Genomic DNA, 20,644 nt, shown 5'->3' with positions numbered 1-20,644 from the left:
ATGGGGGAGGGGCGCGGCGGCGCTCAGTCCGCCGCCGGCAGCCCCCGCGCCCGGGCCAGCAGCATCTCGCGTTCACGCGCGTTGCGCGTCATGGCGGCGGCGCGTTCGAATTCCGTGCGCGCCTCGGCGTGGCGCCCGAGCCTGGCCAGCAGGTCGCCGCGCACGCTGGGCAGCCAGTGGTAGTTGGCCAGCGCCGGATCGCGCGCCAGTTCGTCGGCCAGGTCCAGCCCGGCCTGCGGGCCGAAGGCCATCCCCACGGCGACGGCGCGGTTCAGTTCCACCACCGGCGACGGCATGGCCTGCGCCAGCGCGTCGTACAGCGCCACGATGCGCGGCCAGTCGGTCTCTTCCGGCCGGCGCGCACGCGCGTGGCAGGCCGCCAGCCCTGCCTGCAGCGCATACGGCCCGCTGGCCCCGCCCAGGCTTTCGGCGCGTTCCAGCGCGGCCAGGCCGCGGCGGATCAGCAGGGTGTCCCAGCGGCCGCGGTCCTGCTCCAGCAGCAGCACGGGCCGGCCCTGGGCGTCGCTGCGGGCAGGCAGCCGCGAGGCCTGCAGTTCCATCAGCGCCACCAGCCCATGCACCTCGCTGTCGCCGGGCGTCAATTCGGCCAGGATGCGGCCCAGCCGCAGCGCTTCGTCGCACAGCGCCGGCCGCATCCAGTCCTCGCCCGAGGTGGCGGCGTAGCCTTCGTTGAAGATGAGGTAGATCACTTCCAGCACCGAGGCCAGCCGCTGCGTCCGTTCCCGCGGCCCGGGCACTTCGAAAGGCACGCGCGCCGCCGACAGGCTGCGCTTGGCCCGCACGATGCGCTGGGCGATGGTGGACTCCGAGGCCAGGAAGGCGCGCGCGATCTCGGCGGTGGACAGCCCGCCCAGCAGCCTGAGCGTCAGCGCCACGCGCGCCTCGGTCGAGAGCAGCGGATGGCAGGCGGTGAACACCAGGCGCAGCAGGTCGTCGCCGATGTCGTCCTGGCGCGCGGCGTCCAGCGCCTCGACGAAATCGGGCTCGACGTCGGCCTGCAGCGCCTCCAGTTCGTGGCCGATCTGCTCGTGCTTGCGGCGGTGGATGGCGTCCAGCCGCAAGCGGTCGCGAGCGCGGTTCTTGGCGGTGGTCATGAGCCAGGCTCCCGGGTTGTCCGGCACGCCGGTGGCCGGCCAGCGCTCCAGCGCGGCCACCAGCGCGTCCTGGGCCAGTTCCTCGGCCAGGCCGACATCGCGCACCAGGCGCGCGACGCCGGCAATGACGCTGGCGGCCTCGATGCGCCAGACGGCCTCGATGGCGCGGTGGGTTGCCGCCGATCCGGCCGGGGCGGTCATGCCTGCGGCGTCGCGCCGGGTTCCATGTAGAACACTTCCCAGATGTGGCCATCCAGGTCATCGAAGCCGTGTCCGTACATGAACCCGTGGTCCTGCGGCGGGCGCGGCGCCGTGCCGCCGGCCGCCTTGGCGCGCGCGACCAGGTCGTCGACCTCGGCGCGGCTTTCGCAGGACAGCGCGATCAGGGCTTCGGTGCCGCCCTTGGCGTCGACGACGGGCTTGTTGGTGAAACCCTGGAAGAAATCCTTCACCAGCAGCATGACATAGATGTTGTCGCTGACGACCATGCAGGCGCCCTGGTCATTGGTGAATTGCGGATTGAAGCTGAACCCCAGGCTCCTGAAGAAGGCCTGCGATTTCGCCATGTCGGCGATGGGAAGGTTGACGAAGATCTGCTTGTGCATGATGGGTCTCGCGGCGGGCGTCGTTGACAGGGATGGAGCGGTTCACTGGCCGTTGCCGGGCAGGTCGCGGAAGCGATCGATTTCCTGGCCGGGGCCGAAGTCTTCCAGCTCATACATCTGCCGCACTTCGATTTCGCAGGGCTGGCCGGGGAAGGGGTCGGGAAAGCGCAGCGTCCATTGCAGGGCTTCTTCGCGCGAGCGGGCCTGGATCACCGTGTAGCCGGCGATCAGTTCCTTGGTGTCGGCGAACGGGCCGTCGATGACCTTGCGCTGTCCCTGCGCGTCGTAGTGCACCCGCCAGCCCTTGGACGACGGCTGCAGGCCGCTGGCGTCGAGCAGCACGCCGGCCTTGGCCAGGCCTTCATGGTAGGTCGCCATGGCGTCGAGCAGGCTGGCTTCGGGCAGCCTGCCGGATTCGCTGTCGGCGTTGGCGCGGACGATGATCATGAATCGCATCGGGAATCTCCTGGTATCGATGGGCCCGGCCGCACGGCGCGGCTGGGTCGGTACTGGCACGACGCATGGGACGCGCGCGAATCGACAGGGAATTGGGCGAATCAGGGTAAACACCTATCCGGGTCCGTCCTCGTCATCGCCCGCGGCGATGACCCGGCGCTACATGAAACAGGGCCCGAGTTCGCGCACCTCGACCGTGGCCCACTGCGCCGCCGGGCATTCGGCGGCCAGCGCCAGCGCCTGTTCGCGATCGTCGCAATTGAGCAGGAAGAAGCCGCCGATCATTTCCTTGGCCTCCGCGAACGGGCCGTCGACCAGCGTGCGCTGGCCGTCGCGTACCCGCAGGCGCACGCCTTCCTGGTCGGACTTGAGGGATTCGGCGCGCGCCAGCAGGCCGCGCGCCTGCAGGCCTTCGGCGTAGCGCAGCATCTGCGCGTAGGCGTCGCGCCCCTGTTCGGGCGTGCGCTCGGCGCGCTGGCCGATGGGTTCGACGATGAGCAGCATGTACGGCATGGCGGATTCCTGTTGGCGCCGGTCCGGGCGCGGGGCCGGCAGCCGCCAGATTACCGCCGTTTGGCCTGGCCCGGCCCCGCCGCGGCGCGAAAAAAAACCGGCCGGGGCCGGTTGGGATCGGGAGCGATCAGGACTGGGTGGCGGCCATGGCCTCGGTTGGCGTCAGGGTCGAGGGCGGCGCGGCTTCCAGCGGGGAGACGGCGGAAGCGGCTTCGGGGCGGGCGGCCACGGGCGCCGGCGCGGCCGCGGCCGGCTTGGCGTCGGCGGTCTTGGCATCCGTGGGCTTGGCGTTGCCGTTCGCGGCGGCGGCCGCCGGCTTGCCGTCGGCGCCCTTGGCGTCGGCCCGGGCCGGCTTGGCGGGGGCGGTGATGTCCATGATGAGTTCGACCCGGCGGTTGGCGGCGCGGCCGGCCGGCGTGTCGTTGGACTCGATCGGACGCGTTTCGGCGTAGCCCACGGCGCGCAGGCGGCTGCCGGCCACGCCGTCGCGCACCAGTTCGCGCAGCACGCTGGTGGCGCGGCTGCTGGACAGTTCCCAGTTGGAGGCGAACTGGCGGGTCTGGATCGGCACCGGGTCGCTGTGGCCTTCGACCGACACCTGGTACTCGTTCTTGTTCAGGATCGCGGCCAGGCGCTTGATCACGTCCAGGCCCGACGGACTGAGCGTGGCCTGGCCCGACGGGAACAGCAGCTCGTTGCTGATGCGGAAGCTGACCGATTGCTCGTTGATGATGACGTCGACCGACTTGCCCAGGTCGCCCAGGCCCAGCGACTCCTTGGACGGGGCCTTCAGGGGCGGGGCGGCCTGCGCAACCACCTCGCCGCCGTCGGGCGTGGCGTCGGCTGCGGCGGCGGTGGCGGTGGCGGCGGGCGCCGCCGGCTCGCCCCAACTGGCCGGGATCGCGGGCGTGTCGAATTCGGCGTATTCGCCGTCGTAGGCCGGCAGGCCCTTGGCCGCCAGGCTGCCGACGATGTCGACCTGCTTCTCGCCGGATTCGTGGAAGTCGCCATGCAGGCGCGACACGGCCAGCATCACCACCAGCATGGCCAGCAGCAGCGTGATCAGGTCCAGGTAGCTGAGCAGCCAGTTCTCGGCGTCGCTTTCAACCGTTTCATCGACGTGCCAGCGGGCGTAGCGGTCCTTGCGGTCGCTCTTGCTGGGGCGCCAGCCGCTGTTGGCCGCCGCCTTCTGCGCGCGCAACTGGGCCTGGCGGGCCTGCTCGATCCGCTGCGCCAGGGAGGGGGAAATCAGGCTCATTGGCGCGCGGCGGCGGGGCGGGTGATGGACACGGGCTTGGCGGCGGAGGGCACCTGGCCCTCGGTCTTGCCGCGCGCGGCGGAGGCGCCGCCGTCGTAGATTTCGTCCTCGACGTGCATGACGAACGAGTTCAGGGTCTCGCGCACCACGGCCGGTCCGCGCTTCTCGCACATCATCGAGATGCCCTGCAGCACCATGTTCATGGACTCGACGCGGCGCGCGGTGCGGCGCTCGAGCTTGACCGCGATCGGCTTGCACACCAGGTTGGCCAGCAGGATGCCGTAGAAGGTGGTCATCAGGCCGATGGCCAACTGCTGGCCGATGGTGGTCATGCTGCCGTCGCCCAGCACCGCCATCAGGTTGATCAGGCCGACCAGCGTGCCCAGCATGCCGAAGGCCGGCGCGAACGTGGCCATGACGCGGAACATCTGCGCCTCGGCCATTTCACGGGCCTTGAGCCGCGCCACGCGCCATTGCAGCAGTTCGATGATCTGGTCTTCGGGGGTGTTGTCGATGATCAGTTGCACGCCGGTGCGCAGGAACGGATTGGTGACTTTCTTGAGTTCCTGTTCGACCTTGTGGACGTCGGTGTTCATCCACAATTGCGCCATGTTGACCAGTTCCTCGATGTCGCGCTGCTGGTCGTGCTGGTCGTGGCGGAACACCGTGCCGACCAGCTTGAAGACCCGCATCACTTCGGACAGCGGATAGGCGATGAACAGCGCGGCGCAGGTGCCGCCCAGCACGATGGCCAGTCCCGGCAGGTTGAAGTACATGCCGGGGTTGGTGGCGGCCAGCGCGATGACGATGACCAGGGTGAGCAGGCCGACAACGGCGCCGATGACGGTAGACGGATTCATGGATCTTGCCCGATTGCGAGGGAGCATCCCGTGCACGGAATGCGGGATGGTGGCAAATTCTAGCCACGCAAGCAGCCGGCCAATCCGTCGGAAAACGGGGCGAAAGGGGCGGTAAGCGCCGGCTTGAACCGGCGCCGGGGCGCGGCCGCTGGCGGAATAAATAGGGTCGGATTTATTTCGCGATCACGGGTTCAAGGCGGGCCAGGATGGGGGAGGCGTCGCTTCCTCCTAATGCGTCGGCAAGAACGCCGCGAGATCCGGCGGCCGCCGGCTGCGCTCAGGCCGGGCTGCCGTCCGTGCGGTCCGGCGTGGTCGACAGGCACCGCCCCCGCCATTCGTCGCGCGTGATCTCCCAGATCTCGGCCATCTGCCGTCCCGAAACGAAACCGCGTTCCTCGGTGGCCACCAGCCGCATGCCGGTGCGCTCGGACAGGCGGCGCGAGCCGTCGTTGGCCGCCGCCTTGGGCGCGCGCAGCACTGGCTCGTCCAACACCTCGAACCAGAAGGCCGTGACCGCCTCGCTCGCCTCGGTCATGAAACCCTGGCCGCGATAGTCCGGGTCGAGCCAGAAACCGCGGTGGTTGCCCGGATCGTCGCGCATCAGGCTGATCAGCCCGATCAGGCGGCCAGGCTCGGCGCGCGGGCGCAGCGACCAATGCCACTGCGCGCCACGCCGCATGGCCGGCAGCGCCACCTGTTCCACATAGGTGCGCGCGCCGTCCTCGGGGTAGGGCCAGGGCACCTGTTCGGCCAGGTAGCGCACCACGTCCCACTGCGGGAAGATGCGCTGGATGGCGGGCGCGTCGTCCAGCGACAACGGTTGCAGCAGCAGGCGTTCGGTGCTCAACGGGGGATGGAGAAGGTCGTCAGGCATCGCGGTCGCGGAAAGGGGGCGGACGGAAATGTATATCATGGGCGGCAAATCGCGGCCAATCGCCCCGGCCAGGCGGCCGGGATGACCGCCGCAACGGAGAAACACTTATGAATGCCAACGAAAACGTCAGCATGGCGCTTTTTTGCGACTTCGAGAACGTGGCGCTTGGCGTGCGCGACACCAAGTACCAGAAGTTCGACATCCGCCCGGTGCTGGAGCGCCTGCTGCTCAAGGGCAGCATCGTGGTCAAGAAGGCCTATTGCGACTGGGAGCGCTACAAGGAATTCAAGGCGCCGATGCACGAGGCCAATTTCGAGCTGATCGAAATCCCGCACGTGCGCCAGTCGGGCAAGAACTCCGCCGACATCCGGCTGGTGGTGGACGCGCTGGACTTCTGCTACACCAAGTCGCACGTCAATACCTTCGTCATCATCAGCGGCGATTCCGACTTCTCGCCGCTGGTGTCCAAGCTGCGCGAGAACAACAAGAAGGTGATCGGGGTGGGGGTCAAGCAATCCACCTCGGACCTCCTGATCGCCAATTGCGACGAATTCATCTTCTATGACGACCTGGCCCGCGAAGGCCAGCGCGCCGCCGACGCCCGCCGCGACAACCGTGGCGGCGGCAACGCCGGACAGCGCCGCTCGCCCGACGAGGAGCGCCGCCGCAAGGAAGAACTGGAAGCCCGCAAGACGCAGGCCGTGGACATGGTGGTCGAGACTTTCGAGGCGCTGATGGCCGAGCGCGGCGACAGCGGCAAGATCTGGGCCTCGGCCCTGAAGGACGCCCTCAAGCGCCGCCGGCCCGATTTCAACGAGTCCTATTACGGTTTCCGCGCCTTCGGCAACCTGCTGGACGAGGCGCAGTCGCGCGGCTTCCTGGACGTCGGGCGCGAGGAGAAATCGGGCACCTACGTGTACCGCGACAGCGCGGGCGGCACGCCTGCCAGGAGCGGCGGCAAGCCGGCGCTGCGCGCTATGGCGGCGGCGGTCGAGACGCCCGAGGGCGCGGCCGATGCGGCCGTGACCCCGGGTTCTCAGGCCGACGAAACCGATGCCAAGCCCGCGCGCGGCGCGCGCGGAGGCCGCAAGAATGCGTCGGGCGGGCGGGGCGGCCGCCCGGGCGCGGGCCAGGCGTCTGGCCGCCAGGGCGCGCCCGCGGACCGGGAGGGGGACGAACCGGTAGAGCGAGAGGATCGCGAGGCCTGGCCGCGACCTGGCCAGCCGGCCGCAGTCGAGACCGCATCGGTGGCGCCGCAAGCGGCGCCCGTCCTGGCCCCCGTGCCGGCCCCGGAGCCGGCCGCGCTGTCCGTCACGGACGACCCTCCGTCCTCCACTGAGGCGCCGGCCGAACCGAAGAGCCGGCGCGGCGCGCGCAGCGGCCGTGGCGCGGCCAAGACCGCGCGGGCGGCCAAGACGCCGGCGCCGCAAGCCAGTCACGCGGACGGCGCCGCCGAGGCGCCCGCCCGCGCCAAGGCCACGCCGCGGGACACGCCGGCCCCCGACGCCGGAACCCCGGGCAATGCGGCCGCCGATAGCGCCACGGCCGACGCCGCCCCGGCCAAGCCGGCGCGCAAGACCGCCACGCGCGCACGCCGTCCGCGCAAGGTCGCCGACGCCGAGTAAACCGGCGCGTTGGCACGGGCCGGCGCCATGCCGCCGGCCGTTCAATCTCCCACCGGACCCCGGCCGTCGTAGCGGCCGGGCGTCACGCCGTATTCCCGCTTGAACATCGCGATGAAGGCGCTGACGTTGTCATAGCCCGATTCCAGCGCGGCGGCCGTCACGCCCCGGCCGGCCGCCAATATTTCCTGCGCCCGCATCAATCGGGCGCGCTGACGCCACGCCCCCAGCGACAGGCCGGTCTCGGCCAGGAAGCGGCGCGCCAGCGTGCGCGGCGCCATGCCGATCGCGTCGGCCCAGGCGGCCAGCGGCCGGGTATCGGCCGGCGCGTCCGACAGCGCCAGCGCCAGGCGCTGCAGCCGCGGGTCGCGCGGCAGCGTCAGGCCATCGCCGGCGCGCGGCAGGGTGCGGATCTCGTCGCGCACCACGTCGGCGATGCGGATACGGACAGCGTCCCAGGCCGCATCCGGCCAGCCGGCGGCGCGCTCGACCGCCGCCAGCAGCAGCGCCGACGCCCGCAGGGCGCAGGGCGCCGCCGGCAGGTCGGCGCAGGCCGCGGGGCTGAGGTAGACGCTGTAGCCCGCGTACGGGCCATGCGAACGCAGCCCGTGCGGGCAGTCGGGCGGAATCCAGATCGCGTGCGCGGGCGGCGCGACCCATTGGCGGTCGCCCGCCACCACCGTCAGCAGCCCGCGATAGGCGCCGAACAACTGGCCGCGCGCATGCCGGTGCGTGGCGGTGTGGCGCAGCGCCGCGTCCTGGCGCCGCACGGCCAGCAGGGGCGGCCCATCGGGCGCGGCGGCCAGGTCGGGGGCGATCAGGGGCGGCGCGGCCTCGGCGGGTGCGGGGGGCGGGCAGGGGCGGCGCGTGGACAAGGGGGCTCCGGATTGGCACAAATGCGGTATTGATTGTCAAAATTACCGCAGATTTGCCGCGCGAGGGCGACTATCGTGAGTCTCTGCTCATCGACAGGAGAACATGATGCAAGCACAGGACCTATTGCCGGACGACCGCGACGCCGCCCAATTCGGGGGCGTGACCGTGCGCAAAGGCACGGTCGGCGCCTTTCTGCTGAACGCGCGGGTATGGTGCGATGCCGAGGCGGCGCCGGCCGCGCGCGAGGTCGCCGCCCGCGACATGCGGGAGGCCCTGCCGGCGCTGCGCGCGCTGGGGTTGTTCGAGGTGCTGGAGGTGCGCGATCCGGCGCTGCGGCGCTGGCTGGACGCGGCCGGGGCCGGGGCCGGGGCCGCGTCCGCGGGCGGCGAGGTTACGGCGTGATGGAATAGGGCAGCGGCGCGGCGGCGATGCGCGGACCGTCGGCCGCGCCCAGCCGCAGGTCGCCCTCGGGCAGCGCGGCCAGCGTGGTCTCGAACAGCACCGACACGCCGGCGTCACCGCGGGCCGCGTCGACGATGCGGCCGGTCGGCTCGCCCGGCTGGGTGGCGTCGAACACGTCCTGGCCGGCCAGCCCGGCATCGGCCACGCCGGCATCGGCGATGGTGCCGAACGCCATGCGGCGCTTGACGGTGCCGCGGTAGTGGCTGCGCGCCACCACTTCCTGGCCCGGATAACAGCCTTTGGTGAAGCTGACGCCCTGGATCAGGTCCAGGTTGACGGTCTGCGGAATGAAGACGTCCTGGGTCGCCGTGGTGATCCAGGGAATGCCGGCGGCCAGGTCGGCCGCGTGCCATTGCGCGGCCGGGGCCTGCCCGAGCACGGCGGCCAGCGGCGCGGCCGCGGCCAGTTGCTCGTCGGACGCGATCCACCACCAGCGCGCCACGGCGCCGGCCGAGGGCGCGGCGATCCAGGTGCCGGAAGGCAGCTCGGCGCGTTGCCAGGGCGTGCGCGGCAGGGCGCCGGCGGCGGCTTCGAGGGCGGGCAGTTGCGCCGGGTCGGCCTGCACGCCGGCCACGTGCAGCGCGGCGGGGGCCAGCTTGACCTTGGCGCGCAGCACGAACATGGACAGGCGCTTGATCAGCGCCGCGGCCAGGTCCTGGCGCACCAGGGCGTACAGTTGCGGGGCATCTTCGGCCGGGGCGGCGCCGCGCCACATCACCAGGGTCGCCAGCAGGCGGCCCTTGGCTGTGCAATAGCCGGCCAGGCGGGCGGCGTCGGCGGGCAGTCCGGTGACGTCCTGGGTCAACTGACCGTGCAGGAAGGTCAGCGCATCGGCGCCGCTGGCGCTGAAAACGGCGAAATCGTCCAACGGCGCCAATTGCGCGCAACCTTCGGCGCGCGCCGGGATCGAAGAATGGAAAGCATGCATGGCTGCGTGGGCCCGTGACTCGTCATCAAAGGCTTGATGATAGCCGTGTTCTCATCGCCGCAGGCCGATGCCCGCGCAGGGCAAAGGGGCGCGTGACGCGCTCCGGCCCTCGTTTTGCTCCGACAGGTCCGCGCGATCCATTAAACTTCCCAGACTTATGAAGAAGCGACTCCGTTTTTACGTCCTGTGGTCATTCGTGCTCATCGTGCTGGCCGTCGCCGCGACCGTCGGCGCGGCCTGGCATTGGATGCATCGACCCATTCCCCTGTCGGCCGACAGGATCGATTTCGTGGTGGACCCGGGCAGCAGCCCGCGCACCGTCGCGCGCGCGCTGAACGCAGCCGGCGTGCCGGTCTGGGAGCCGGGTTTCGTCTGGATGGCGCGCCTGACCGAACAGGACAAGCTGATCAAGGCCGGCGGCTACCAGGCCATCAACGGCGACACGCCCTGGCTGCTGCTGCAACGCATGGCGCGCGGCGACATGACCCAGCGCCAGATCACCTTCCTGGAGGGCTGGACCTTCCGCCAGATCCGCCAGGCGTTGCGCGAGAATCCCGACGTCAAGCAGACGCTGGGGGACATCAGCGACGAGGCCCTGATGGAACGCCTGGGCTCGGACATCAAGCATCCGGAGGGCATGTTCTTCCCCGACACCTACATCTTCACGCCGGGCAGCACCGACTATGACCTGCTGCGCCGCGCGTACCAGGAAGGCCAGCGCATCCTCGACGACACCTGGGCCAAGCGCCAGCCCGACCTGCCGCTGTCCACGCCGTATGAAGCGCTGGTGCTGGCGTCCATCATCGAAAAGGAAACCGGCCATGGCCCGGATCGCCGCCGGGTCGCGGGCGTGTTTGCCAACCGCCTGAAGATCGGCATGCTGCTGCAGACCGACCCCACCGTCATCTACGGCATGGGCGACGCCTACCAGGGCCGCATCCGCAAGCGCGACCTGCAGACCGACACGCCCTGGAACACCTACACGCGCCCGGGCCTGCCGCCCACGCCGATCGCCGCGGCCGGCCGCGCAGCGCTCCTGGCCGCGGTGCAGCCTGAGCAGCACAAGTTCCTGTTTTTCGTCTCGCGCGGCAATGGCACCAGCGAGTTCTCGGTGAACCTGTCCGAGCACAACCGCAACGTTTCCCGCTATATCCTGGGCCAGACGCCGGCGCCCCGCCCGGCGCCTGCGGGCAGGCCCGCCGCGCCCGCCGCCGCGCCGACGCCCGAGACGGCAGCCACTTCCACGCCGGGCGACGATCCGGCGCCAGCACAAGGACAAGAACAATGACCTCACGCGGACGCTTCATTACGCTGGAGGGGGTCGACGGCGCCGGCAAGAGCACGCATACCGAGTGGATCGCCGAGTTCCTGCGCGGCCAGGGCCTGGAGGTCGTCTCCACCCGCGAGCCCGGCGGCACGCCGCTGGGCGAAAAGCTGCGGGCCCTGGTGCTGACCGACCAGATGGGCCTGGATACCGAAACCCTGCTGATGTTCGCCGCCCGCTGCGAGCACCTGCACCAGGTGATCGAGCCGGCCCTGGCGCGCGGCGCCTGGGTGGTGTGCGACCGCTACACCGACGCCACCTACGCCTACCAGGGCGGCGGCCGCGGCCTGGGGGCGGCGCGCGTGGCCTCGCTGGAAACCTGGATGCAGGCCGGCCGTCCGGACCGCACCTGGCTGTTCGACGTGCCGCTGGCGGTGGCGCGCGCGCGCCTGGCCGACGCCCGCGAGCCCGACCGCTTCGAACGCGAAGGGGCCGCCTTCTTCGAACGCACGCGCGCGGCCTACCAGGCGCGCGCCGCGGCCGAGCCCGACCGTATCCACGTGATCGATTCGACCCGCGCGATTCCCGAGATCCGCGCCGAGCTGGAAGCCGGCCTGCGCCAACTGGTGGCGGCCCGGCCATGAGCGCGCCCCAGTTCCTGCCCTGGCAGATGGAGACGGCGCGGGCCTGGCTCGGCAACCGCGAGCGCTTCGCCCACGCCTGGCTGGTGCACGGCCTGGCCGGCATCGGCAAGCTTGATTTCGCCAATGCCGCCGCCGCCAGCCTGCTGTGCGAGACGCCGCAGGACGGCCTGGCTTGCGGCCATTGCGCCGCCTGTGCCTGGTTCGCCAGCGGCAACCATCCCGACCTGCGCCGCATCCGGCCCGAGGCCGTGGCGGTCGAGGAGGGCGCCGACGCCGCCGAGGGCGCGGAAGAGGCCGAGCCGGCCACGGGCGCGGCCAAGAAAGCGCCGTCCAAGGAAATCCGCATCGACCAGATCCGTTCGCTGGAATCCTGGTTCAACACCGCCACTCACCGCGGCGGCTGGCGCGTGGCCCTGCTGTACCCCGCGCACACGCTGAACGTGGTGTCATCCAACGCCTTGCTCAAGGTGCTGGAAGAACCGCCGCCGCATACCGTGTTCCTCCTGGTGGCCGACGCGCCCGACCGGCTGCTGCCGACGCTGGTGTCGCGCTGCCGCCGCCTGCCGCTGCCGGCGCCCGATGCCGATACCGCCTTGCAATGGCTGCGCGACCAGAATGTCGAGCCGGCGCGCGAATGGCTGGCCGCGGCCGGCGGCGCGCCGCTGGCCGCGTTGCGCCTGGCGCAGAATGCCGAGACCGCCTGCCCGCCGTGGCTGTCCCAATTGGTGGGCCCGCTGGCCAAGGGCCAGACGCCCGACGTCGGCACCCTGGCCGAAACCCTGGAAAAGGCCCCGCCGCTCGAGTGGATCGACGCGCTGCAGCGCCTCTATACCGACCTGATGCTGGCCGCCGCCGGCGCGCCGGTGCGTTATTTCCCGGCGCTGGCCGCCGCCGTGGCCGAGGTCGCCGCGCGCATGAACACGGCGCGCGCGGCCGAGGCCGCGCGCTGGCTGACGCGCCAGCGGGCGCTGGCCACGCATCCCTTGAATGCCAAGCTTTTCGCCCACGCGACCTTGCAGCGCGTGGTGCTATCCTGCCAGGCGTAACCTGCCGCGGGGCGGCGGCGGATCCGGCCAGTCCGGGTCGTCGTCCGGACGCCGCGCCTTTCCTCATCCCCGTCTCATGTACGTCGATTCCCACTGCCATTTGAATTTCCCCGAGCTGGCGGCCGACCTGCCCGCCATCCTTGAGCGGATGGCCGCCAACCAGGTGACCCACGCGCTGGTCGTCAGCGTCAACATGCCTGAATGGCCGGGCCTGATGTCGCTGGTCGAGCCGCAGCCGAACCTGTGGGCCTCGGTCGGCGTGCACCCCGACTACGAGGACACGCCCGACCCCGAGCCCGAGGAGCTGGCGCGCCTGGCGGCCCACCCGAAGGTGGTGGCCATCGGCGAGACCGGACTGGACTACTACCGCCTGTCCGAGCCGCTGGACTGGCAGCGCGAGCGTTTCCGCCGTCATATCCGCGCCGCCCGCGACACCGGCCTGCCGCTGATCGTGCACACGCGCTCGTCGGCCGAGGACACGGTGCGGATGCTGCGCGAGGAGCGCGCCGCCGAGGTCGGCGGGGTGATGCACTGTTTCACCGAGACCTGGGAAGTGGCCCAGGCCGCGCTCGACCAGAATTTCCACATCTCGCTGTCCGGCATCGTGACGTTCAAGAACGCGCATGTGGTGCACGAGGTGGCCGCCAAGGTGCCGCTGGACCGCCTGCTGATCGAGACCGATTCGCCGTACCTGGCGCCGGTGCCGTACCGGGGCAAGCTCAACGACCCATCCAGGGTGATCCACGTGGCCGAGAAGATCGCGGACCTGAAGGGCATCAGCGTGGCCGAGGTGGCAAGAGCTTCAACGGAAAATTTCTTTAATCTTTTCAAAAAGATAAAGAAATAATCTAACGTCAATTATTTAAAGTAATTTATCAGGATTACCCATGGCTGCCAGCGCTGCGTTCTCCCGTCACCGCCTCGTTTCACACTGCCGCAGCGCGCTGCTGGCGCTGTGCGTCGCCGTTTCGACGCCAGCGCTGGCCCAGGCCGCCAATCCGTCGGACTGGTGGGTCTACGTCGCCAACGACTATCCGGACGAAATCAAGGATCTGCTGGCGCAGGGCGCCGACCCCAACGTGCGCTACCGCAACGGCCAGCCGGCCCTGATGCGGGCGGTGGTCGACGGGGCCTGGAAGGTGTTCGACGTGCTGGCGGCCAACCCGCGCACGGACGTCAATGCCGAGAACCCGGCCGGCGAGACGCCGCTGATGTACCTGGCCATCGCCGGCCAGACCGAGCGGGCGCGGGCGCTGATGGCGCGCGGCGCCCAGGTCAACCGGCTGGGCTGGACGCCGCTGCACTATGCGGCCTCCAAGGGCCAGTTGGCCATGGCCAGCCTGCTGCTGGAACGCAAGGCGATGGTGAACGCGCCGGCCCCCAACGGCGAAACCCCGTTGATGATGGCGGCGTTGTCGGGCAACAAGGCGATGGTCGAGCTGCTGCTGAAGGCGGGAGCCGACGTCACCACCCGCGATACCAAGGACCAGAATGCCGCGGACTGGGCCCGCACCGGCAAATCGACCAGCCTGGCCGCCGAGCTGCAAACGCTGATCGCCCAGCAGGAGGCGGCCAAGCGCGCCCGCCGCGCCAGCGGCCCGGCGGAGCCGGAAACCGATCCGGCCGAGGCCGTCGAGGCGGCGACCGGCGTGGCTCCGGCCGATACGGCGGCGGCGCCGCCCGCCGTCCAGCCCGCGCCGCTAGACGCGCCGCCGCCGCTGGCCCAGCCGGCCGCGCCCGCCAAGCCCGCCAACGCGCCCAATGTGGGCGGCGTGTCCGGGGTGCGCCTGAACAACTACGACAAGCCCGCGACGCCCTGACCGAGGGCCGCGCCCCGCTGGTTCCAAAACCCGCCTTCTGGCGGGTTTTTTTATTGCCGGTCGCCGGCGGACCCGCGGCGCGGCTCGGGTGTGCCGGCGCCGAGGGGCGGCGGCCAGGCAAGGCTTCGGCGGTCCGGGGAGGGCGGATTCGTGATCGGGTGTTTCGGGGTTTTCCCTGTAATTTCTCAATCAGTGGGAAAAATTTCCATCGTTACCACCATAAATTGATAATCTCGCTGCCATCACCACCAGGAGTGCTTGTTGATGGATCAGTCGGTAGGACCGGGCGCGGACCGGGTGCTTTACGTGTTGGCCACGCTGGCCCGACACGATGGCCCGCTGAGCATTGCCGCGCTGGCTGAGAAGACCGGCCTGGCGCAGAGCACGCTCTACCGCCAGGTGGCGCTGCTCAAGCGCTGGGGCTTCGTCGCCGAGCACGAGGGCGAGTACGGCCCCGGTCCGCTGTGCGTGCAACTGGCCTGGGGCTTTGACCAGTCGTCGTTCCTGATCCACGAGGCGCAGCCGGACATGGCGGCGCTGGCGGCCGCGTCGGGCGAGACCATCGGCCTGCTGGTGGCGGTCAAGGACCAGGCCGTTTGCCTGGACATGGTCGAGAGCCAGCATCCGCTGCGCTGCTCCTTTACCAAGGGCCGCGGCCTGCCGCTGGCGCGCGGCGCCTCGGCCAAGTCGCTGCTGGCCTTCATGCCGGCGCCGCGCCTGCAGGCCGCGCTGGCCATCCTGGCCCGGGAGTCGGGCGTGGATCCGGCGCGGCTGGCCGACGAACTCGAAGCCATCCGCGCCCAGGGCTACGCCGTGACCGACAGCGAAGTCGACGCCGGCGTCTGGGGCGTGAGCGTGCCGATCTTCCAGCGCGCCAACCAGGCGGTTGCCTCCATCACGCTGATGGCCCCGTCCACCCGCGCCGCCCAGCGGCCGCAGGCCTTCATCGACCTGACCGTCGCGGCCGCCCGCCGCATCTCGGGCAGGCTGCAGGCGCACTGACGCCGCCCGTTTCCGGATTCCATGTTGTCCCCGATATTCCTGCCGCCTCTCTAGACGCCATACCCCACGCCGTACCGATCGCCGTATCCGTATCCACTTTCTCCTATCAGGATTTGCCATGACCACTCGCCGCACCCTGCTGACCGCCGCCCTGACCCTGGGCCTGGCCTGGAGCATGGGCACCGCCCACGCCCAGGAAACCATCCGCGCCGTGACCGACGCCACCTTCCCGCCCATGGAGTTCGTCAAGGACGGCAAGCGCACCGGCTTTGACATCGAACTGGTCGAGGCCCTGGCCGCCGCCATGGGCAAGAAGGTCGAATGGATCGACATCGACTTCAAGGGCCTGATTCCCGCCCTGCAGGCCGGCCGCGCCGACATCGCCGTGTCCGCCATCTACATCACGCCCGAGCGCAGCAAGGTGGTGGATTTCACCGACCCGTACTACGCCGGCGGCCTGGTCGTGCTGACCAAGAAGGATGGCCCGGTCAAGACCCTGAAGGACCTGGACGGCCGCAAGGTGTCGGTGCAGGTCGGCACCAAGTCGGTCAACTACCTGAAGGAACACTATCCGTCGGTGCAGCGCGTCGAGGTCGAGAAGAACCAGGAGATGTTCAACCTGGTACAGATCGGCCGCGCCGATGCCGCCGTGACCGGCAAGCCGGCCGCCAAGCTGTTCGCCCAGAGCACCACCGACCTGACCGTGCTGGCCGACCAGGTCACCACCGAAGACTACGGCATCGCCGTGCCCAAGAACAAGCCGGAGCTGACTCGCGGCCTGAATGAGGCGCTGCGGAAGATCAAGGCCGATGGCAGCTACCAGGCCATCGTCAACAAGTGGTTCGAGGCGCCCGCGAAATGAACCTGGATTTTGCTCCCGTCTTCGCCGACTTCGACGCCCTGCTGCGCGGCGCGGTGGTCACCATCGAGGTGACCGCCGGCGCCTTGCTGCTGGGCTGTGTCATCGGCCTGCTGGTCGGCGTCGGCCGGCTCAACCCGCAGCGCAGCATCATCTACAACCTGTGCAGCGTCTACCTGCTGTTCTTTCGCGGCACGCCGCTGCTGGTGCAGTTGTTCATCTGGTTCTTCGGCCTGCCGCAGTTCGGCGTGACGCTGCCGGCGTTCGCCTGCGGCGTGCTGGGGCTGGGCATGTATTCCGGCGCCTACGTGTCGGAAATCGTGCGCGGCGCGATCCAGTCGGTCGACCGCGGCCAGACCGAGGCGGCCCGCTCGCTGGGCATGTCGTCGGGCCAGGCCATGCGCATCATCATCCTGCCGCAGGCGGTGGTGCGCATGATCCCGCCGCTGGGCAACGAGTTCATCGCGCTGATCAAGAATTCGGCGCTGGTATCGCTGCTGACCATCCATGACCTGATGCACGAAGGGCAGAAGATCATCAGCGTGTCGTACCGCTCGCTGGAAACCTATCTGGTGGTGGCGCTGATCTACCTGGTCCTGACCACGGCCGCCATGTTGATACTGCGCAGGATCGAGCAACGCCTGCGCGCGGGGGGGATGGTGCAATGAACGCCGCGAATCCGAAAGAAATGATCCGCATCCGCGGCCTGCAGAAATCCTACGGCGACCACGCCGTGCTGCGCGGCATCGACTTCGATGTGCTGCCGTCGCAGGTGGTGGTGGTGATCGGCCCCAGCGGTTCGGGCAAAAGCACCTTGCTGCGCTGCTGCAACGGGCTGGAAGTGGCCCAGGGCGGCACTGTGGAAATCTGCGGCCAGACGCTGCAGAACGAAGGCGAGCTTTTGCCCGAGGCGGCGCTGAACCGACTGCGCATGCAGGTCGGCATGGTGTTCCAGGGCTTCAACCTGTTCCCGCACCTGTCGGTGCTGGACAACGTCACCGTCGGGCCGCGCACGCTGCGCGGCATGGGGCGTGACGAGGCCAACGCGCTGGCCGAGGACCTGTTGCGCAAGGTCGGCCTGGCGCAGAAGATGTCGGCCATGCCGGCCAGCCTGTCGGGCGGCCAGAAGCAGCGCGTGGCGATCGCCCGCGCGCTGGCGATGCAGCCCAAGGTCATGCTGTTCGACGAACCGACCTCGGCGCTGGATCCGGAGCTGGTGGGCGAAGTGCTGCAGGTCATGAAGCTGCTGGCGCGCGAAGGCATGACCATGATGGTCGTGACCCACGAAATGGGCTTTGCCCGCGACGTGGCCGACGTGGTCGCGGTGATGGACGGCGGCGTGATCCTGGAATCGGGCGCGCCCGAGGTCATCTTCAGCCAGCCGCGCGAGGCCCGCACCCGCGAGTTCCTGCAGGCCGTGCTGAGCACGGGGCAGGGGGCGGCATGACGGCGGCGCAACTCGACCGGAGCCTGTGGACCGCGCGCGACGACAGCGCCGAGCGCGGCGACACGCGCCGCCTGGCGCACATCGTCGAGCCGGCCGCGGGCCAGGCGCCGGTGGCGGGCGAGCCGGTGCTGCTGGGCTTTGCCTGCGATGCCGGCGTGGCCCGCAATCAAGGCCGCGTCGGCGCGGCCGCCGGCCCGGCCGGCATCCGCAAGTACATGGCCGGCCTGCCGGCGCATGGCCTGACGCGCCTGCTGGACGCGGGCGACGTGGCCTGCGAGGGCGACCAGTTGGAGGACGCGCAGGAGCGCCTGGGGCTGGCGGTGGCCGACCTGTTGCGCCAGGGCGCGCGCCCGGTGGTGCTGGGCGGCGGCCACGAGATCGCCTGGGGCAGCTTCCAGGGCCTGGCGCGCTGGCTGGCGGACCGGGGCGATGAGGGCCCGGTGCTGGTGCTGAACCTGGACGCGCATTTCGATCTGCGCACCGGCCGGCCGGGCAGTTCCGGCACGCCGTTCGACCAGATCGCGCATTACTGCGAGGCGCAGGGGCTGGCGCTGCAATACGCCTGCCTGGGCGTGTCGCGGCTGGCCAATACGCCGGCGCTGTACGCGCGGGCGGCCGAAGTGGGCGCGGTGTGGGTCGAGGATCGCGACATGCAGGAACGCCACCTGGCGGCGCGTCTGGCGAACGTCGACGCCTTGCTGGCGCGGGCCCGCCACGTCTACCTGACCATCGACCTGGACGTGCTGCCGGCGGCGGTGATGCCGGGCGTGTCGGCGCCGGCGCCCTATGGCGTGCCGATGGCGGTGATCGAGGAGATCGTGCTGCGCGTCAAGGCCAGCGGCAAGCTGCGCCTGGCCGACATGGCCGAGTACAGCCCGCGCTTCGACATCGACGGCCATGGCGCCCGCGCGGCGGCGCGCCTGGCCTGGCAACTGCTGTCCGCCTGACACGGTCCGCGGCGGACTTCCGGCCCGCCGTCATGGCCGCTCGCGCGGCGCATGGCGGCGGGCTTTTTCACGCCTGCGGCGCGGCCAGCGGGATCGACATCTCGTGGTGGAAGAGATTGTCGGGATCGACGCTGCGCTTGGTGGCGATCAGCGCGGCGGTCTTGTTGCCGTAGTACAGGTCGAGCCACTGCGGATCGACGTGGCTGTGGCTGGCGTCGGTGTACTTCATGTCGGTGTCGGGGTAATTGATGTAGCACCCCTCGAACGGCGAGCCCGGCTGGTTGCTGGGCTTGCCGCCGTACTGCGCGAAGTACTCGTCGTACAGGTCGGCGATCCACTTGATGTGGAAGGCGTCCTGCGCCGGATCGGTCCAGTACACCTGGAACTGCGACTTCAGCAGCGACGAGCGCTGGCATACGCTGGTCGGGTTGGCCGTCTCGTCGTTGCGGTTGATGCGGCCGCCGTACGAGTCGATCTGCACCAGCGCCTGGTTCAGGCGCGGATCGTCCGAGCCGTTCAGGTATTCCCACAGGGCCATGATCTCGACGTCGCTGAAATTGGCCTTGTGATAGGCGGACTTGTACTTGCCGCGCTGGTTGCTGCCCGAGCCGTTGATGCTCTGCGTCAGCCACAGCCAGTCCATCTTCTGCGCATCGTTGACCGCATGGGCCAGCATCCGCGGCGCCGGATGGACCACGCGGTGCGACGGGCCGTGCCAATGCGTGGACAGGTTGACGGCGGGGGCGGCGCTGGCCGCCGCGTTCATGGTGGCGACGAAGTCCAGGAACGGCTGGTCGCGCGCGCCGCCGACCTTGCCGTCCTTGCCGGTGTACTGGATGCTCAGCACCACGTCGCCGGTCGAGCGATGCTGCACCTTCAGCAGCGTGAACAGGCCGCCGTTGGCCTTGGCCGGGTCGGGGCTGTTCCAGTCGGCGTCGTGGTCGGCGAACCACTGCCAGTAGGTGCGCATGAAGCGCGCGAAGTTGGCGCGGCCCGTGGCGCCGGCGCCGAAGCTGGCCCAGGGGTAGGACAGCGACAGCCAGTAGGCTTCCTGGGGCGCGGCGGGCAGGTCGGCGTAGTAGTAGGTCAGGATGATGCCGTAGTTGCCGCCGCCGCCGCCGCGGCAGGCGATGAAGAGGTCGCGGTCGGCGCCGGCGCTGTGCAGGTTGACGTGCTTGGCGACCAGCTTGCGCGAACCCGGGCCCTGCGGCACCAGGATGTCCACGCCCGAGAGCCAGTCCACCGTCAGCCCTTGCAGGCGCGACAGCAGGCCGTAGCCGCCGCCGACGATGTGCCCGCCCGAACCGACCGAATAGCACGAGCCGCCGGGCAGGGTGCGGTTGGCGGTCTTGTACAGGTCCAGGTAGCCGTCCCAGTTCTGGTTGCCGGACGCGGCCGCGAAGCGGTAGCGCGCGGCGGGGTTCCAGGGCGAGGGGATGTCGCCAGCCTCGCGGTAGCGCAGGCCGGTCATCAGGCTCAGGTCGATGATGGCCAGCGGCTGGCCGTGGTCCTCGGGCAGTTTGTTGGCCACGAAGCCCTCGTAGCAGTGGCCGCCGCTGCGTACCGTGATGCGGCAGCCCTTGGCCAGCGCGGCGTTGGCCGCGTCGAGCACGTCCTGCGGGGTCTTGCAGACGTAGATGGCGTTGGCGCCCTGGCCCGTGGTGGGGAAGCGCAGGTTGAAACCCTTTTGCAGGGTCGCGTAACGCGGGTCATTGCTGTCAATCAGGGAAAAATCCGACATGCGCACCTCTATGGTTGATTTTCATGAGTGCAGTGATGCCAGCGGGAGTCGCCCGCCGGCAACGCGGGATGACAAGCTTTGGAACGCCGCCGGTGCCGGGTACCGCTAAAACCGGGGCCGGTTGATTCTGATTTAACTGGATGACGCTTTCAAGCAAGGTGCGACAGGCGCCCCGGGTCGGACTGACACGCGAATGTGATGTGGCGTCGGGGGGCGCAGGCAAGAGGGCGGGAGGGGGCGACCGGCGCCCGGTACGCAGGGCCTTGCTGGCGCCGGTGACTGGCCTGGGGCGAGTCGAGTGCTCG

22 protein-coding genes are annotated in these 20,644 nt (G+C 70.1%); 12 read left to right on the top strand and 10 right to left on the bottom strand.

The window, feature by feature from the left end:
* Positions 1-23: 23 nt before the first annotated feature.
* The 7 genes from AAID08_RS15570 to AAID08_RS15540 all read right to left on the bottom strand — a co-directional run bounded on the left by AAID08_RS15570 (position 24) and on the right by AAID08_RS15540 (position 5,681).
* Positions 24-1,316, bottom strand: a complete 1,293-nt coding sequence (locus AAID08_RS15570) for an RNA polymerase sigma factor (protein ID WP_395756573.1) — start codon at positions 1,314-1,316, stop codon at positions 24-26.
* On the bottom strand, positions 1,313-1,720 hold the full coding sequence (locus AAID08_RS15565; RefSeq protein ID WP_054504433.1) for a VOC family protein: 408 nt from the start codon (positions 1,718-1,720) through the stop codon (positions 1,313-1,315). The genes AAID08_RS15570 and AAID08_RS15565 overlap by 4 nt, the downstream gene beginning before the upstream one ends.
* 42 nt (positions 1,721-1,762) lie before the next feature.
* The gene (locus AAID08_RS15560) at positions 1,763-2,176 is read right to left on the bottom strand and encodes a YciI family protein (protein ID WP_054504434.1); all 414 of its coding nucleotides are present in this window, start codon (positions 2,174-2,176) and stop codon (positions 1,763-1,765) included.
* Between the two features lie 159 nt (positions 2,177-2,335).
* Positions 2,336-2,689, bottom strand: coding sequence for a YciI family protein (locus tag AAID08_RS15555; protein WP_054504435.1), 354 nt, complete (start codon positions 2,687-2,689; stop codon positions 2,336-2,338).
* 127 nt (positions 2,690-2,816) lie between these two features.
* Positions 2,817-3,947 carry an OmpA family protein gene (locus AAID08_RS15550; RefSeq protein WP_144657624.1) on the bottom strand — a complete coding sequence of 377 codons (1,131 nt, stop codon included), beginning with the start codon at positions 3,945-3,947 and terminating at the stop codon, positions 2,817-2,819.
* Positions 3,944-4,807: a motility protein A gene (locus tag AAID08_RS15545; RefSeq protein ID WP_054504437.1), complete on the bottom strand. Its 864-nt coding sequence runs from the start codon at positions 4,805-4,807 to the stop codon at positions 3,944-3,946. Before AAID08_RS15545 ends, AAID08_RS15550 begins: the two co-directional genes overlap by 4 nt.
* 277 nt (positions 4,808-5,084) lie before the next feature.
* Positions 5,085-5,681, bottom strand: a complete 597-nt coding sequence (locus AAID08_RS15540) for a GNAT family N-acetyltransferase (protein WP_175166936.1) — start codon at positions 5,679-5,681, stop codon at positions 5,085-5,087.
* 107 nt (positions 5,682-5,788) lie between these two features.
* On the opposite strand from AAID08_RS15540, the gene AAID08_RS15535 reads away from it, so the two are divergent.
* Complete coding sequence (locus AAID08_RS15535) at positions 5,789-7,306, top strand: NYN domain-containing protein (RefSeq protein ID WP_175166937.1); 1,518 nt, start codon at positions 5,789-5,791, stop codon at positions 7,304-7,306.
* Positions 7,307-7,347: 41 nt separating this feature from the next.
* Here AAID08_RS15535 and AAID08_RS15530 read toward each other — a convergent pair whose 3' ends face one another.
* Entirely contained in the window at positions 7,348-8,178 is an 831-nt protein-coding gene (locus AAID08_RS15530) for an AraC family transcriptional regulator (protein WP_395756572.1), read from the bottom strand.
* Positions 8,179-8,284: 106 nt separating this feature from the next.
* Here AAID08_RS15530 and AAID08_RS15525 point away from each other — a divergent pair, with 106 nt between their 5' ends.
* Positions 8,285-8,581, top strand: a complete 297-nt coding sequence (locus AAID08_RS15525) for a hypothetical protein (RefSeq protein WP_175166969.1) — start codon at positions 8,285-8,287, stop codon at positions 8,579-8,581.
* Here the strand turns inward: AAID08_RS15525 and AAID08_RS15520 are convergent.
* Positions 8,571-9,569 carry a YgfZ/GcvT domain-containing protein gene (locus AAID08_RS15520; RefSeq protein ID WP_395756571.1) on the bottom strand — a complete coding sequence of 333 codons (999 nt, stop codon included), beginning with the start codon at positions 9,567-9,569 and terminating at the stop codon, positions 8,571-8,573. The genes AAID08_RS15525 and AAID08_RS15520 overlap by 11 nt on opposite strands.
* A 157-nt stretch (positions 9,570-9,726) precedes the next feature.
* Between AAID08_RS15520 and mltG the strand changes: the two genes are divergently transcribed.
* The 10 genes from mltG to hutG all read left to right on the top strand — a co-directional run bounded on the left by mltG (position 9,727) and on the right by hutG (position 18,598).
* A complete protein-coding gene (gene mltG / locus AAID08_RS15515) occupies positions 9,727-10,857 on the top strand; it encodes an endolytic transglycosylase MltG (protein ID WP_395756570.1) in 1,131 nt (376 codons plus the stop codon).
* Positions 10,854-11,477, top strand: coding sequence for a dTMP kinase (gene tmk / locus AAID08_RS15510; protein WP_395756569.1), 624 nt, complete (start codon positions 10,854-10,856; stop codon positions 11,475-11,477). Before mltG ends, tmk begins: the two co-directional genes overlap by 4 nt.
* The gene (gene holB / locus AAID08_RS15505; protein WP_054504443.1) at positions 11,474-12,523 is read left to right on the top strand and encodes a DNA polymerase III subunit delta'; all 1,050 of its coding nucleotides are present in this window, start codon (positions 11,474-11,476) and stop codon (positions 12,521-12,523) included. Before tmk ends, holB begins: the two co-directional genes overlap by 4 nt.
* 76 nt (positions 12,524-12,599) lie before the next feature.
* A complete protein-coding gene (locus AAID08_RS15500; RefSeq protein WP_395756568.1) occupies positions 12,600-13,370 on the top strand; it encodes a TatD family hydrolase in 771 nt (256 codons plus the stop codon).
* A 40-nt stretch (positions 13,371-13,410) separates the two neighbouring features.
* On the top strand, positions 13,411-14,343 hold the full coding sequence (locus AAID08_RS15495) for an ankyrin repeat domain-containing protein (protein WP_395756567.1): 933 nt from the start codon (positions 13,411-13,413) through the stop codon (positions 14,341-14,343).
* Positions 14,344-14,607: 264 nt separating this feature from the next.
* Complete coding sequence (locus tag AAID08_RS15490) at positions 14,608-15,345, top strand: IclR family transcriptional regulator (protein WP_064522863.1); 738 nt, start codon at positions 14,608-14,610, stop codon at positions 15,343-15,345.
* Between the two features lie 118 nt (positions 15,346-15,463).
* On the top strand, positions 15,464-16,207 hold the full coding sequence (locus AAID08_RS15485) for a transporter substrate-binding domain-containing protein (RefSeq protein ID WP_116793408.1): 744 nt from the start codon (positions 15,464-15,466) through the stop codon (positions 16,205-16,207).
* Positions 16,204-16,872 (top strand): amino acid ABC transporter permease, encoded by a 669-nt coding sequence (locus AAID08_RS15480; RefSeq protein ID WP_049074183.1) that lies wholly within the window; start codon positions 16,204-16,206, stop codon positions 16,870-16,872. Before AAID08_RS15485 ends, AAID08_RS15480 begins: the two co-directional genes overlap by 4 nt.
* Positions 16,869-17,651 carry an amino acid ABC transporter ATP-binding protein gene (locus tag AAID08_RS15475; RefSeq protein ID WP_100502587.1) on the top strand — a complete coding sequence of 261 codons (783 nt, stop codon included), beginning with the start codon at positions 16,869-16,871 and terminating at the stop codon, positions 17,649-17,651. The genes AAID08_RS15480 and AAID08_RS15475 overlap by 4 nt, the downstream gene beginning before the upstream one ends.
* Positions 17,648-18,598 (top strand): formimidoylglutamase, encoded by a 951-nt coding sequence (gene hutG / locus AAID08_RS15470; protein WP_054504447.1) that lies wholly within the window; start codon positions 17,648-17,650, stop codon positions 18,596-18,598. Before AAID08_RS15475 ends, hutG begins: the two co-directional genes overlap by 4 nt.
* 67 nt (positions 18,599-18,665) lie before the next feature.
* Here hutG and AAID08_RS15465 read toward each other — a convergent pair whose 3' ends face one another.
* On the bottom strand, positions 18,666-20,339 hold the full coding sequence (locus AAID08_RS15465) for a BBE domain-containing protein (RefSeq protein ID WP_054504448.1): 1,674 nt from the start codon (positions 20,337-20,339) through the stop codon (positions 18,666-18,668).
* Positions 20,340-20,644 lie beyond the last annotated feature (305 nt).

The organism is Achromobacter sp. EB05 (assembly GCF_044232075.1).
GTDB lineage: Bacteria > Pseudomonadota > Gammaproteobacteria > Burkholderiales > Burkholderiaceae_B > Achromobacter > Achromobacter dolens.
Note: the sequence above shows the minus strand (reverse complement) of the source record. Positions and strands in the feature narration are given on the sequence as shown.

Coding starts and splice junctions, on each gene's coding strand:
- AAID08_RS15480 (WP_049074183.1), top strand. CDS start 16,204: ATGAACCTGGATTTTGCTCCCGTCTTCGCCGACTTCGACGCCCTGCTG.
- AAID08_RS15550 (WP_144657624.1), bottom strand. CDS start 3,947: ATGAGCCTGATTTCCCCCTCCCTGGCGCAGCGGATCGAGCAGGCCCGC.
- AAID08_RS15560 (WP_054504434.1), bottom strand. CDS start 2,176: ATGCGATTCATGATCATCGTCCGCGCCAACGCCGACAGCGAATCCGGC.
- AAID08_RS15570 (WP_395756573.1), bottom strand. CDS start 1,316: ATGACCGCCCCGGCCGGATCGGCGGCAACCCACCGCGCCATCGAGGCC.
- holB (WP_054504443.1), top strand. CDS start 11,474: ATGAGCGCGCCCCAGTTCCTGCCCTGGCAGATGGAGACGGCGCGGGCC.
- AAID08_RS15540 (WP_175166936.1), bottom strand. CDS start 5,681: ATGCCTGACGACCTTCTCCATCCCCCGTTGAGCACCGAACGCCTGCTG.
- AAID08_RS15565 (WP_054504433.1), bottom strand. CDS start 1,720: ATGCACAAGCAGATCTTCGTCAACCTTCCCATCGCCGACATGGCGAAA.
- AAID08_RS15495 (WP_395756567.1), top strand. CDS start 13,411: ATGGCTGCCAGCGCTGCGTTCTCCCGTCACCGCCTCGTTTCACACTGC.
- AAID08_RS15465 (WP_054504448.1), bottom strand. CDS start 20,339: ATGTCGGATTTTTCCCTGATTGACAGCAATGACCCGCGTTACGCGACC.
- hutG (WP_054504447.1), top strand. CDS start 17,648: ATGACGGCGGCGCAACTCGACCGGAGCCTGTGGACCGCGCGCGACGAC.
- mltG (WP_395756570.1), top strand. CDS start 9,727: ATGAAGAAGCGACTCCGTTTTTACGTCCTGTGGTCATTCGTGCTCATC.
- AAID08_RS15490 (WP_064522863.1), top strand. CDS start 14,608: ATGGATCAGTCGGTAGGACCGGGCGCGGACCGGGTGCTTTACGTGTTG.
- tmk (WP_395756569.1), top strand. CDS start 10,854: ATGACCTCACGCGGACGCTTCATTACGCTGGAGGGGGTCGACGGCGCC.
- AAID08_RS15525 (WP_175166969.1), top strand. CDS start 8,285: ATGCAAGCACAGGACCTATTGCCGGACGACCGCGACGCCGCCCAATTC.
- AAID08_RS15520 (WP_395756571.1), bottom strand. CDS start 9,569: ATGCATGCTTTCCATTCTTCGATCCCGGCGCGCGCCGAAGGTTGCGCG.
- AAID08_RS15555 (WP_054504435.1), bottom strand. CDS start 2,689: ATGCCGTACATGCTGCTCATCGTCGAACCCATCGGCCAGCGCGCCGAG.
- AAID08_RS15535 (WP_175166937.1), top strand. CDS start 5,789: ATGAATGCCAACGAAAACGTCAGCATGGCGCTTTTTTGCGACTTCGAG.
- AAID08_RS15475 (WP_100502587.1), top strand. CDS start 16,869: ATGAACGCCGCGAATCCGAAAGAAATGATCCGCATCCGCGGCCTGCAG.
- AAID08_RS15545 (WP_054504437.1), bottom strand. CDS start 4,807: ATGAATCCGTCTACCGTCATCGGCGCCGTTGTCGGCCTGCTCACCCTG.
- AAID08_RS15500 (WP_395756568.1), top strand. CDS start 12,600: ATGTACGTCGATTCCCACTGCCATTTGAATTTCCCCGAGCTGGCGGCC.
- AAID08_RS15485 (WP_116793408.1), top strand. CDS start 15,464: ATGACCACTCGCCGCACCCTGCTGACCGCCGCCCTGACCCTGGGCCTG.